At 65.2% G+C, this 12,302-nt stretch carries 11 protein-coding genes; 8 read left to right on the top strand and 3 right to left on the bottom strand.

Annotated elements, in window-relative coordinates:
* Window positions 1-2: 2 nt before the first annotated feature.
* From AC1ZV1_RS02200 to AC1ZV1_RS02210, 3 genes are all read left to right on the top strand, one after another.
* Window positions 3-518, top strand: coding sequence for a chemotaxis protein CheW (locus AC1ZV1_RS02200; RefSeq protein WP_484295340.1), 516 nt, complete (start codon window positions 3-5; stop codon window positions 516-518).
* Window positions 519-525: 7 nt separating this feature from the next.
* Window positions 526-1,326, top strand: a complete 801-nt coding sequence (locus AC1ZV1_RS02205) for an AraC family transcriptional regulator (RefSeq protein ID WP_484295341.1) — start codon at window positions 526-528, stop codon at window positions 1,324-1,326.
* Between the two features lie 74 nt (window positions 1,327-1,400).
* Window positions 1,401-2,012 (top strand): LysE family translocator, encoded by a 612-nt coding sequence (locus AC1ZV1_RS02210; RefSeq protein WP_484295342.1) that lies wholly within the window; start codon window positions 1,401-1,403, stop codon window positions 2,010-2,012.
* 13 nt (window positions 2,013-2,025) lie between these two features.
* On the opposite strand, the gene AC1ZV1_RS02215 is transcribed toward AC1ZV1_RS02210, so the two are convergent.
* Window positions 2,026-2,745 carry a 16S rRNA (uracil(1498)-N(3))-methyltransferase gene (locus AC1ZV1_RS02215; protein ID WP_484295343.1) on the bottom strand — a complete coding sequence of 240 codons (720 nt, stop codon included), beginning with the start codon at window positions 2,743-2,745 and terminating at the stop codon, window positions 2,026-2,028.
* Between the two features lie 65 nt (window positions 2,746-2,810).
* Complete coding sequence (locus AC1ZV1_RS02220; RefSeq protein WP_484295344.1) at window positions 2,811-4,214, bottom strand: adenosylmethionine--8-amino-7-oxononanoate transaminase; 1,404 nt, start codon at window positions 4,212-4,214, stop codon at window positions 2,811-2,813.
* A 192-nt stretch (window positions 4,215-4,406) separates the two neighbouring features.
* On the opposite strand from AC1ZV1_RS02220, the gene AC1ZV1_RS02225 reads away from it, so the two are divergent.
* The 3 genes from AC1ZV1_RS02225 to AC1ZV1_RS02235 all read left to right on the top strand — a co-directional run bounded on the left by AC1ZV1_RS02225 (window position 4,407) and on the right by AC1ZV1_RS02235 (window position 7,229).
* The gene (locus AC1ZV1_RS02225; protein ID WP_484295345.1) at window positions 4,407-5,894 is read left to right on the top strand and encodes a flavin monoamine oxidase family protein; all 1,488 of its coding nucleotides are present in this window, start codon (window positions 4,407-4,409) and stop codon (window positions 5,892-5,894) included.
* Window positions 5,895-6,070: 176 nt separating this feature from the next.
* Window positions 6,071-6,625: a cytochrome b gene (locus AC1ZV1_RS02230; protein ID WP_484295346.1), complete on the top strand. Its 555-nt coding sequence runs from the start codon at window positions 6,071-6,073 to the stop codon at window positions 6,623-6,625.
* A gap of 28 nt (window positions 6,626-6,653) precedes the next feature.
* Window positions 6,654-7,229, top strand: coding sequence for a YceI family protein (locus tag AC1ZV1_RS02235; RefSeq protein WP_236172723.1), 576 nt, complete (start codon window positions 6,654-6,656; stop codon window positions 7,227-7,229).
* Window positions 7,230-7,280: 51 nt separating this feature from the next.
* Here AC1ZV1_RS02235 and AC1ZV1_RS02240 read toward each other — a convergent pair whose 3' ends face one another.
* Window positions 7,281-7,715, bottom strand: coding sequence for a MarR family winged helix-turn-helix transcriptional regulator (locus AC1ZV1_RS02240; RefSeq protein ID WP_484297486.1), 435 nt, complete (start codon window positions 7,713-7,715; stop codon window positions 7,281-7,283).
* A gap of 270 nt (window positions 7,716-7,985) precedes the next feature.
* Between AC1ZV1_RS02240 and mexA the strand changes: the two genes are divergently transcribed.
* Both mexA and AC1ZV1_RS02250 read left to right on the top strand, forming a co-directional pair.
* Complete coding sequence (gene mexA, locus AC1ZV1_RS02245) at window positions 7,986-9,143, top strand: multidrug efflux RND transporter periplasmic adaptor subunit MexA (protein ID WP_484295347.1); 1,158 nt, start codon at window positions 7,986-7,988, stop codon at window positions 9,141-9,143.
* 15 nt (window positions 9,144-9,158) lie between these two features.
* Window positions 9,159-12,302: an efflux RND transporter permease subunit gene (locus tag AC1ZV1_RS02250; protein ID WP_484295348.1), complete on the top strand. Its 3,144-nt coding sequence runs from the start codon at window positions 9,159-9,161 to the stop codon at window positions 12,300-12,302.

Raw genomic sequence — 12,302 nt, forward strand, 5'->3', positions numbered from 1 at the left:
CGATGAGTGATCTCCCCGTCGCCAATGCCGGCGTCGCCAATACCGCTGTTGCCAACGGTGCCGCGGCCAACGCCGCCCCCAGCAGCCTGACCGGTCTGCTGGTACCGCTGGCCGACCGCAACCTGCTGCTGCCCAACGTCGCGGTGGCCGAGTTGATCACCTACCGCGCGCCACACCCGGTGGAGGGTCTGCCGTCCTGGTACCTGGGCCAGGTCGCCTGGCGCGACCTGCGGCTGCCGCTGCTGTCCTTCGAAGCAGCCTCCGATGGTCAGGCCGAAGTCAGCCCTGGCGCGCGGGTGATCGTGGTCAACGCCCTGGGCGGACGGCCCAACGTGAAATTCTTCGCCCTGCTGGTGCAGGGCATCCCGCGCTCGCTGAAGGTCGGTGCCGATCTCAAGCGCCTCGACGTGCCGCTGGCGCCGCTGGAGCTGGACGCGGTGGACCTGGGCGATGCCCAGGCGCGCATTCCCGACCTGGCCGCGCTGGAGCAGAAACTGGCCGACTCCGGTCTGATCTGAGCCTGCCATGAACGGTGGCCTGCGCCTCGCCCAGCTGGGGGACCAACCCGGCTTCGAGGTCGCTGGCGCCACCCTCGGCGGCCACCGTTTCGAACGCCACAGCCACGACGAGTTCGTCATCAGCGCCAACCTGCGTGGTGAAGAGAGCGTCTGGCTGGACGGCCGCACCTTCGACGCTGGCCCCGGCTGCTTCACCTGCTACAACCCCGGCCAGATCCAGGGCGGCGGCGTTGCCGAAGGCCAGCCCTGGCAATTCGTCAGTCTCTACCTTGCCCCCGACCAGCTGGCCGCGATGCTCGGCCTGCAGCGCCTGGAATTCGAGCGACCCACCGACCGTCTGCCGGCCCTGGCCGCCACGATGGCCGATGCGGTCGAGCGCGTGCTCGGCGATGACGCCTTCGTCCGCCAGCGCGGCGAAGAACACCTGACGCTGCTGCTGGCCGAGATCGCTCGCGCCATGGGCGTGCGCCTGCCCCTCGAAGCGGCGGAGAGTGGCGGGCGGATCGCCGACCTGCAGGACTGGCTGGCGGCCGATCTGGCGCGGCAACCGAGCCTCGACGAAATGGCGGCCCATCTCGGCCTGTCGCGCTTCCACCTCCTGCGCAGCTTTCAGAAACAGGTGGGCCTCAGTCCCCGTCAGTGGGCCATGCAACTGCGCACCCGTCGCGCCCAGGCGCTGCTGCGCGCCGGCCTGCCGGCCACCGACGTGGCGCATGAGCTGGGCTTTGCTGACCAGAGCCACCTGAACCGTCACTTCCGCGCAGCCTATGGCGTGTCGCCAGGACACTTCCAACGCGCTCTGCGCTGAGCAATCCGGTTCAAGTCCGACGGCCGTGACCCAGGCAGAATCGTCCCATCGCCATCCTGTTCGAGAGTTGATCCATGACCCTGTTCTTCGCCGCGCTGCTGTTTGGCGCCGTCTTCTGCCTGTCTCCCGGTGCGGTCCTCGCCGAAACCCTGCGCCGCGGCCTGAAGGGCGGTTTCCGCCCGGCATTGCTGGTGCAGTTCGGCTCGCTGATCGGCGATGCCGTCTGGGCACTGATCGGTCTCACCGGGTTGGCGCTGTTGTTCGGCCATGAAACCTTGCGCCTGCCGCTGACCCTGGCCAGTGCCGCCTACCTGGCCTGGCTGGGCCTGCAGAGCCTGCGCGATGCCCGTGAAGTCGGCGTGGTGGAGACGGGCGACACCGGTGAGCACCACGCCGGGGCTTTCGCGTCCGGCGCGATGCTGTCGCTGTCTAACCCCAAGAACATCGTCTATTGGGGCGCGCTGGGCGGCGCCATGGCAGGGCTGGTGGACGGCGTGCCGTCGCTGGCGGACTCGCTGGTGTTCTTCGCCGGCTTCATGACCGCGTCGGTGCTCTGCTGCTTCCTTTGCGCAGCGCTGGTGGATTGGCTGCGGCGCAATGCTTCGCCGCGCTGGCACCGGGTGAGCCATGCGTTGTGCGGGGTGGTGCTGCTGGTCCTGGCGGGGTTGGCGCTGAGAGGGCTCTGACGCGGCGAAGCGTTCAGAAATCGCCCCACAGCTGCTGCGCTACGCTCAGCGCCACCACGGGGGCGGTCTCGGTGCGCAACACGCGCGGCCCCAGTCGCGCGGCGTGGAAGCCGGTGCCTTTGGCCTGCTCCACTTCCGCCTCGCTCAAGCCGCCCTCCGGGCCGATCAGAAAGGCCAGGCTGGATGGCCGGTCATGGCTGGTCAGCGGCTCTGCCACCGGGTGCAGCACCAGCTTGAGCTGCGCCTCGCAGCTCTCCAGCCAGTCGGCGAGGGTGATCGGGGCGTTGAGCACCGGCAGCACCGAGCGGCCGCATTGTTCGCAGGCGCTGATCGCCACCTGGCGCCAGTGCGCCATGCGTTTGTCGGCGCGTTCGTCCTTCAGGCGCACTTCGCAGCGTTCGCTGACGATCGGTGTGATCTCGCTGGCGCCCAGTTCGGTGGCTTTCTGGATCGCCCAGTCCATGCGCTCGCCACGGGACAGGCCCTGGCCCAGGTGCACGCGCAGCGGTGATTCTGCCTGGCCGTCGAAGGCCTCGCGCAGTTCCACGCGGACGGTCTTCTTGCCGACTTCGATCAGTTCGCCCAGGTACTCGCGGCCCGAGCCGTCGAACAGCTGCACCGCGTCACCGGCCGAATGGCGCAGCACGCGGCCAATGTAGTGGGCCTGGGCTTCGGGCAGCTCGTGCTGGCCGAGGGAAAGCGGGGCGTCGATGAAGAAACGGGAGAGGCGCATGGCGATGTCGAACTGATGGGGGAAAGCGGCAAGCTTAAAGCTTTCGGCCTGCCGCTTGTAGCCGATCAGCCCGGATCGCGATGCTCGGGGAAGCGTTCGCTGACCGCCACGCTCACGCTGTCGCGGGTGGCGATGTCGATGCCTTCGCTGGCGACCTCGGCGAGGAAGTCGATCTGCTCGGGGGTGATGATGTACGGCGGCAGGAAGTACACCACGCTGCCCAGCGGGCGCAGCAGCGCGCCGCGCTCCAGGCCGTGCTGGAAGACCTTCAGGCCGCGGCGTTCCTGCCACGGGTAGGTGGTCCTGGTGGCCTTGTCCTGGACCATCTCGATGGCGAGGATCATGCCGGTCTGGCGGATTTCCGAGACGTGCGGGTGGTCGGCCAGGTGCGCGGTGGCGCTGGCCATCCTGGTCGCCAGGGCCTTGTTGGCCTCGATGACGTTGTCCTGCTCGAAGATGTCCAGGGTCGCCAGGGCGGCGGCGCAGGCCAGCGGGTTGCCGGTGTAGGTGTGCGAGTGGAGGAAGGCGCGCAGGGTGGCGTAGTCGTCGTAGAAGGCCTGGTAGACCTTGTCGGTGGTGAGCACCGCGCTCATCGCCAGGTAGCCGCCGGTGAGTGCCTTGGACAGCACGAGGAAGTCCGGGGTGATGCCGGCCTGTTCGCAGGCGAACATGGTACCGGTGCGGCCGAAGCCGACGGCGATCTCGTCGTGGATCAGGTGCACGCCGTAGCGGTCGCAGGCCTCGCGCAGCAGCTTGAGGTAGACCGGGTGGTACATGCGCATGCCGCCGGCGCCCTGCACCAGCGGCTCGACGATCACCGCCGCGACTTCCTGGTGGTGCTGTTCCAGCGCCTGCTCCATGGCGGCGAACATCGTCCGCGAGTGCTCCTCCCAGCTCACGCCCTCGGGGCGCAGGTAGCAGTCGGGAGTCGGCACCTTGATGGTGTCCATCAGCAGCGACTTGTAGGTCTCGGTGAACAGCGCCACGTCGCCCACCGACATCGCCGCCACGGTCTCGCCGTGGTAGCTGTTGGTCAGGGTGATGAAACGCTTCTTCTCCGGCTGGCCGAGGTTGTGCCAGTAGTGGTAGCTCATCTTCAGCGCGACCTCGATGCCGGCCGAGCCGCTGTCGGCGTAGAACACCCGGGAGAAGCCGGCCGGCGCCAGGCGCAGCAGCCGTTCGGACAGCTCGATCACCGGCTGGTGGCTGAAGCCGGCGAGGATCACGTGCTCCAGCTGGTCCACCTGGTCCTTGATGCGCTGGTTGATGCGCGGGTTGGTGTGGCCGAACACGTTGACCCACCAGGAGCTGACCGCGTCCAGGTAGCGCTTGCCCTCGAAGTCCTCCAGCCAGATGCCTTCACCGCGGCGGATCGGGATCACCGGCAGGCGTTCGTGGTCTTTCATCTGGGTGCAGGGGTGCCACAGCACCTCGAGATCGCGCTGCATCCACTCGGCGTTCAGGCCCATGGTCTGCTCCTTGAAATGATGGCTCGTCAGACGGTCGACTCGCCCGGATCGGGCAAGCCTATGCAATGCACCTGAGATGAACAAGGACGCGTCCCGGGGCACAGGCTCCAGGCAGCCGACCAAGACGGCTATTCGGCTCTCGGGCGCTGACGTATGCTTCGCGCCTTTGCACCAATTCGGGGAAGTCTGGCGATGAAAATGGGATGGCTGCGCGCTGCCGCGTTGCTTGCTCTGGGGGTGTTCAGTGCGGTAGCGCTGGGCAAGGACAAACAACCGACCGCCATCGTGGTCGGTGGTGGGCTCGCCGGTCTTTCCGCGGCCTACGAATTGCAGGAGGCGGGCTGGCAGGTCACCCTGCTGGAAGCCAAGCCGCAGGTGGGCGGCCGTTCGGGCCTGGCCACCAGCGAATGGATCGGCAACAAGAAGGTCCAGCCGACCCTCAACGGCTACCTGGACACCCTGAAGGTGAACTCGGTGCCGGCGCCGGAATTCGTCCGTACCCCGAGCTACCTGATCGACGGCCTCTACTACACCAGCGCTGACCTGAAGGCGAAGATGCCGGCCGTCGCCGCTGACCTGGAGCGCTTCGAGAAGTCGCTGAACGAGCTGTCCGCCTCCATCGACGACCCGCTCAATCCGCTGGCGAACAAGACCCTGTTCGCCCTCGACCAGCTCACCGCCGCACGCTGGCTGGACAAGTTGAACCTGTCGCCGACCGCGCGCCTGCTGGTCAACCAGCGCATCCGCTCGCATTACGACGAGCCGTCGCGCCTGTCGCTGCTCTACCTCGCCCAGCAGGGTCGTGTGTACCGTGGCGTCGACGACCGCGACCTGCGTGCGGCACGCCTGCCCGGCGGCAGCCAGGTGTTGGCCCAGGCCTTCGTCAAGCAGATCAAGACCATCAAGACCAACGCCAAGGTCACCTCGATCAGCCAGGACAAGGACGGTGTGACCGTCAAGGTCGGCGCTACCGGCTACAGCGCCGACTACCTGGTGCTGGCCGTCCCGCTGCGCGCCCTGGGCAACATCACCCTGACCCCAGGCCTGAACGACAAGCAGCTGGCGGCGCTCAAGGGCACCAACTACGGCTGGCGCGACCAGATCCTGATGAAGTTCAAGCGGCCGGTGTGGGACGACAAGACTCGCCTGTCCGGCGAGATCTATAGCGACCAGGGCCTGGGCATGATCTGGGTCGAGCCCGCGACCAAGGGCGGCGCCAACGTGCTGATCAACCTGTCCGGCGACAACGCCCGCGTGATGCAGGCCTTCGGTGACCGCCAGCTTTCCGAGCAGGTGCTGATCCGCATGAACAAGTACTATCCGAAGATGCGCGGTGCCTACGACGGCTACGAAATGCGTCGTTACAGCATCGACGCCGGCACGGGCGGTTCCTATCTGGCCTATGGTCCGGGCCAGATCAGCCGCTTCTGGCGTGTGTGGGAGACCCCGGTGTCCCGCGTGGCCTTCGCCGGCGAGCACACCGATGCGCTCTATCCGGGCACCATCGAAGGCGCCCTGCGCAGCGGCAAGCGTGCTGCCAGCCAGGTCCGCGACCTGTACGCCGGCAAGACGCCGGTGCTCGAAGGCGCGACGATGGTCGCTGACAACAAGCCGGCCGCCAGCGACAAGCCGGCCGAGAAGGGCGAGAAGAAGGGCATCATGTCCTGGCTGCCGTTCTGATCCACGCAGCTCCCTCCACAATGCCGGCGAAAGCCGGCATTGTCGTTTCTGGCTCTGGGACGGGCGTTTCAGACCGTGACCTATCTTGTCAGTCGATGTTTCAAAGCAGATTTTTCTGCTTTTATTCGATGTATTAACCGCTAGTCTTGAGCTCCCGTAATCAAGGATGTCGATCGATGCAATGGCGTAATTCCCCCGCTCGCTACGGACTGGTGAGCCTGTTCCTGCACTGGGGCAGCGCGCTGGTGGTCTTCGGCCTGTTCGGCCTGGGCCTGTGGATGCGCGAGCTGGACTACTACGACACCTGGTACCACCGCGCCCCGGAAATCCACAAGAGCATCGGCATCCTCCTGGCCATTGCGCTGATCGTGCGCGTGCTCTGGCGCTTCATCAGCCCGGCGCCGCCGGCGCCGGCCAACCACGGGCAGATGACCCGCGTGGCCACCAAGCTCGGCCACCTGGCGCTCTACGCGCTGCTGTTTGCCGTGATCATTGCCGGCTACCTGATTTCCACCGCCGAGGGAAAACCCATCAGCGTGTTCGGCTGGTTCGACGTGCCCGCCACGCTGAGCGGTATCACCGACCAGGCCGATATCGCCGGTGCGATCCACCTGTACCTGGCCTGGACCCTGGTGGTGCTGGCCGTGCTGCACGCCCTGGCGGCGTTCAAACACCATTTCCTCGACCGCGATGCGACTCTGGTGCGCATGCTCGGTCGTGCCGCGAAATAACACCTCACCTCAAAGGGAGATTGCTTCAATGCTGAAGAAGACGTTTGCCGCTCTGGCGCTGGGTACCGCCCTGTTCTCCGCTGGCCAGGCCATGGCCGCGGACTACAAGATCGACAAGGAAGGCCAGCACGCCTTCATCGAGTTCCGCATCAAGCACCTGGGCTACAGCTGGCTGTACGGCCGCTTCGACGACTTCGACGGTGCCTTCACCTTCGACGAGAAGAACCCGTCCGCCGACAAGGTCAAGGTGACCATCAACACCAATAGCGTGAACTCCAACCACGCCGAGCGTGACAAGCACCTGCGCAGCGCGGACTTCCTGAATGTCTCGAAGAACCCGACCGCGACTTTCGAATCCACCGCCGTGAAGGCCGATGGCAAGAATGCCGAGATCACCGGCAACCTGACCCTGAACGGCGTGACCAAGCCGGTCACCATCAAGGCTGAGCTGGTCGGTCAGGGCGATGATCCGTGGGGCGGCTACCGTGCCGGTTTCCTCGGTACCACCACCCTCAAGCTGAAGGACTTCAACATTCAGCGCGACCTCGGCCCGGCTTCCCAGGAAGTCGAGCTGACCCTGTCGGTAGAAGGGGTGCGTCAGTAAGACGCAGGAATGCGAAAACGCCGGCGAATGCCGGCGTTTTCGTTTGTGGCGTCAGTCCGCGTGACCCTGCAGGCATTGCCGCAGGAGCTGGGTGAGGGTGCGTTGTTCCTCGTCGTCCAGTGGTGCGAACAGACTGTCATGGGTTCGTGCGAGGATGGCCTGGGTGCGCTCGTCGACACGATTCCCGGCCTCGGTGAGGAACAGCTGGAAGCTGCGCTGGTCGTCGGGGTTGCGTTCGCGGCGAACCAGGCCGAGAGTCTCCATTTCACGAATCTTGCGGGTCACCAGCGCTTTGTCTCGGCACATCTTGCGACCCAGGCTCTGCAGGCTCTGGCCGGCATCGGCGCCGATCAATTCGAGTAGGCGGATGTCCGGCGGCGTGAGGTCGATGCCTTCGGCGCACAGTTCATCCTGGAGGCGCTCGCGCAAGTGGTCGAGAACCTTCATCAGGGTCTGTGGCAGGTCGGGATTCACGCTGTGGGTCATCGGCTCGGTCACGGTAAGTCTTGTGTAAATCAGGTTGATCGGCTCAACCATTTTTTCGTATTTTAGTTGATGATATCAACTTTGTTCGTCGCCGCGACTGCCTTGCGGGAAACCTACTGCGACATCAGCCATTGGCTAAAACGTTTCAGTAGTTTTCCCTCAGGGCTTTCGGACGTTTACAAACAGAGCTGAATGTAAGTATTTTTGCCAGCTTTTCCGGACCGGCAAGCCCACAGCCAAACCGGATGCTTTGCTCACGAGGACAACGATATGCAACGAAAGCCAGCCATGCGCGCCCTGGTCCCGGCCCTGCTCGTCGCCATGGCCACTCTTGCCGGCTGCGACAAAGCCCAGGCCCCGCAGGAGAAGCAGATCCCCGAGGTCGGTGTCGTCACCCTGCAACCGCAGGAGGTGACCCTGAGCACCGAACTGCCGGGCCGTACCACCGCGTATCGCATTGCCGAAGTTCGCCCGCAGGTGAACGGCATCATCCTCAAGCGCCTGTTCAAGGAAGGCAGCGACGTCAAGGAAGGCCAGCAGCTGTACCAGATCGACCCGGCCACCTATGAGGCGACCCTGCAGAGTGCCCAGGCCAACCTGGTGTCCACCCAGCAGCAGGCCGAGCGCTACAAGGAACTGGTCAAGGACGAGGCGGTGAGCAAGCAGCAATACGCCGATGCCCAGGCCGCCTACCTGCAGGCCAAGGCCACCGTCGACAGCGCCCAGATCAACGTGCGCTACACCAAGGTCTACTCGCCGATCTCCGGCCGCATCGGCCGTTCCAGCGTGACCGAAGGCGCCCTGGTGCAGAACGGCCAGGCCACAGCCCTGGCGACCGTGCAGCAGCTGGACCCGATCTACGTGGACGTTACCCAGTCTTCCACCTCGCTGATCCGCCTGCGCCGCGAGCTGGCTGCCGGGCAACTGGAGAAGGCCGGCGACAACGCCGCCAAGGTCAAGCTGTACCTGGAAGACGGCTCCGAATACCCCATCGAGGGCAAGCTGGAGTTCTCCGAGGTCTCGGTTGATCAGGGCACCGGCTCGGTGACCGTGCGCGCGATCTTCCCCAACCCTAACAAGGAGCTGCTGCCGGGCATGTTCGTCCATGCGCAGCTGGAGGAGGGCATCAAGAAGCAGGCCATCCTGGCGCCGCAACAGGGCGTCACCCGTGACTTCCGCGGCATGGCGACGGCGCTTGTGCTCAATGGCGAGGACAAGGTCGAGCTGCGCACCATCAAGGCCGATCGCACCATCGGCGCCTACTGGCTGGTCAGCGATGGCCTGAAGCCTGGCGACCGCCTGATCACCGAAGGCCTGCAGTACGTCCAACCGGGCGCCCAGGCCAAGGCAGTACCCGCGAAGAACGTGGCGCCCACCGCGGGTGCCGCCGACAAGCCCGCCGCCGCAGAACCGGCCAAGCAGGGTTAATCAAGGGGATTCGTAATGTCGAAGTTTTTCATTGACCGGCCCATCTTCGCCTGGGTAATCGCCCTGGTGATCATGCTGGCGGGCGGTCTGTCGATCCTCAAGTTGCCGGTAAACCAGTACCCGGCCATTGCGCCGCCGGCCATCGCCATCCAGGTGAGCTACCCGGGTGCCTCCGCCGAGACGGTGCAGGACACGGTGGTGCAGGTCATCGAGCAGCAGATGAACGGTCTCGACCATCTGCGCTACATCTCCTCGGAGTCCAACTCCGACGGCAGCATGACCATTACCGTGACCTTCGACCAGGGCACCAGCCCTGACATCGCCCAGGTTCAGGTGCAGAACAAGCTGCAGCTGGCCACGCCGCTCCTGCCGCAGGAAGTGCAGCAGCAGGGCATCCGCGTGACCAAGGCGGTGAAGAACTTCCTGATGGTGGTCGGCGTCGTCTCCGAAGACGGCAGCATGACCAAGGAAGACCTGTCGAACTACATCGTGTCCAACATCCAGGACCCGCTGTCGCGGACTGCGGGTGTGGGTGACTTCCAGGTGTTCGGTTCGCAGTACGCCATGCGTATCTGGCTGGACCCGGCGAAGCTCAACAGCTTCCAGATGACCCCGGGCGACGTGAAGACGGCGATCCAGGCGCAGAACGTGCAGATCTCCTCCGGCCAGCTGGGTGGTCTGCCCGCGGTCAAGGGGCAGCAGCTCAACGCCACGATCATCGGCAAGACTCGTCTGCAGAGTGCCGAGCAGTTCCAGAACATCCTGCTCAAGGTCAACGCCGACGGCTCTCAGGTTCGCCTGAAGGACGTCGCCGATGTCGCCCTGGGTGGCCAGGACTACAGCATCAACGCCCAGTTCAATGGCAAACCGGCCTCGGGTATCGCGATCAAGCTGGCCACCGGCGCCAACGCGCTGGACACTGCGAAGTCGATCCGTGCCACCCTGGCCACGCTGGAGCCGTTCTTCCCGCAGGGCATGAAGATCGTCTACCCGTACGACACCACCCCGGTGGTTTCCGCTTCCATTCATGAGGTGGTGAAGACCCTGGGTGAAGCGATCCTGCTGGTGTTCCTGGTGATGTACCTGTTCCTGCAGAACTTCCGCGCCACGCTGATCCCGACGATCGCCGTGCCGGTGGTGCTGCTGGGCACCTTCGGCGTGCTCGCCGCCTTCGGCTTCTCGATCAACACCCTGACCATGTTCGGCATGGTGCTGGCGATCGGCCTGTTGGTGGACGATGCCATCGTCGTGGTGGAGAACGTCGAGCGGGTGATGGCCGAGGAGGGCCTGTCGCCCAAGGAGGCGGCGCGCAAGTCCATGGGCCAGATCCAGGGTGCGCTGGTGGGTATCGCCATGGTGCTCTCGGCGGTATTCCTGCCGATGGCCTTCTTCGGCGGCTCCACCGGGGTGATCTACCGCCAGTTCTCCATCACCATCGTCTCGGCCATGGCCCTGTCGGTGATCGTGGCGTTGATCCTCACCCCCGCACTGTGCGCCACCATGCTCAAGCCCATCGAGAAGGGCGACCATGGCGAGCACAAGCGCGGTTTCTTCGGCTGGTTCAACCGCAAGTTCCTCGCCACCACCCACGGCTACGAGCGCGGCGTCACCTCCATCCTCAACCACCGCATGCCGTACCTGCTGATGTACGTGCTGATCCTTGGCGGCATGGTCTACCTGTTCACCCGCATCCCCACTGCGTTCCTTCCCGACGAGGATCAGGGCGTGCTGTTCGCCCAGGTGCAGACCCCGGCCGGTTCTTCCGCCGAGCGCACCCAGGTGGTGGTGGACTCCATGCGCGAGTACCTGCTGGACAAGGAAAGCAGCTCGGTGGCCTCGGTGTTCACCGTGACCGGCTTCAACTTCGCCGGCCGTGGCCAGAGCTCGGGCATGGCGTTCATCATGCTCAAGCCCTGGGAAGAGCGCCCAGGTGCGGAGAACAGCGTGTTCGCGCTGGCTCAGCGCGCGCAGATGCACTTCTTCAGCTTCAAGGATGCGATGGTGTTTGCCTTCGCCCCGCCGGCGGTGCTCGAGCTGGGTAACGCCGTGGGCTTCGACATCTTCCTCCAGGACCAGGCCGGCGTCGGCCACGACGTGCTGATGCAGGCGCGCAACCAGTTCCTCGGCCTGGCCGCGCAGAACCCCGCGCTGCAGCGAGTGCGTCCCAACGGCCTGAACGACGAACCGCAATACAAGCTGCTGATCGACGACGAGAAGGCCAGTGCGCTAGGCGTCTCGCTGGCGGACATCAACACCACCGTGTCCATCGCCTGGGGCTCGAACTACGTCAACGACTTCATCGACCGTGGTCGGGTGAAGAAGGTCTACCTGCAGGGCCGCCCGAACGCGCGGATGAGCCCGGAAGACCTGGACAAGTGGTACGTGCGCAACAGTGCCGGGGAGATGGTGCCGTTCAGCGCCTTCGCCACCGGCGAGTGGAGCTACGGTTCGCCGAAACTGGCGCGCTACAACGGCGTTCCAGCCATGGAAGTCCTTGGTGAACCGGCCCCAGGCCGTTCCACCGGTGAGGCCATGGCGGCGGTCGAGGACATCGTCAAGCAGTTGCCCAAGGGTGTCGGCTACTCCTGGACCGGCCTGTCTTACGAGGAGCGTCTGTCCGGCTCGCAGGCCCCCGCGCTCTACGCACTGTCGCTGATCGTGGTCTTCCTCTGCCTGGCGGCGTTGTACGAGAGCTGGTCGATCCCGTTCTCGGTGATGCTGGTGGTGCCGCTGGGCGTCATCGGTGCGCTGCTGGCGACCTCGATGCGTGGCCTGTCCAACGACGTGTTCTTCCAGGTGGGCCTGCTGACGACCATCGGCCTGTCGGCGAAGAACGCCATCCTCATCGTGGAGTTCGCCAAGGAGCTGCACGAACGAGAGGGCAAGCCCATCGTTGCGGCCGCTATCGAGGCATGCCGGATGCGTCTGCGTCCGATCGTCATGACCTCCCTGGCGTTCGTCCTCGGCGTGCTGCCGCTGGCGATCTCCACCGGTGCAGGCTCGGGCAGCCAGCACGCAATCGGTACCGGCGTGATCGGCGGCATGGTCACCGCGACCATCCTCGCGATCTTCTGGGTACCGCTGTTCTATGTGGTGGTCAGTACCCTGTTCAAGGACAAGCTGTCCAAGGAACAGGAAGCCACCGAGAAGGGGCATTGA

It is taken from the genome of Pseudomonas sp. BB438, from assembly GCF_057180225.1.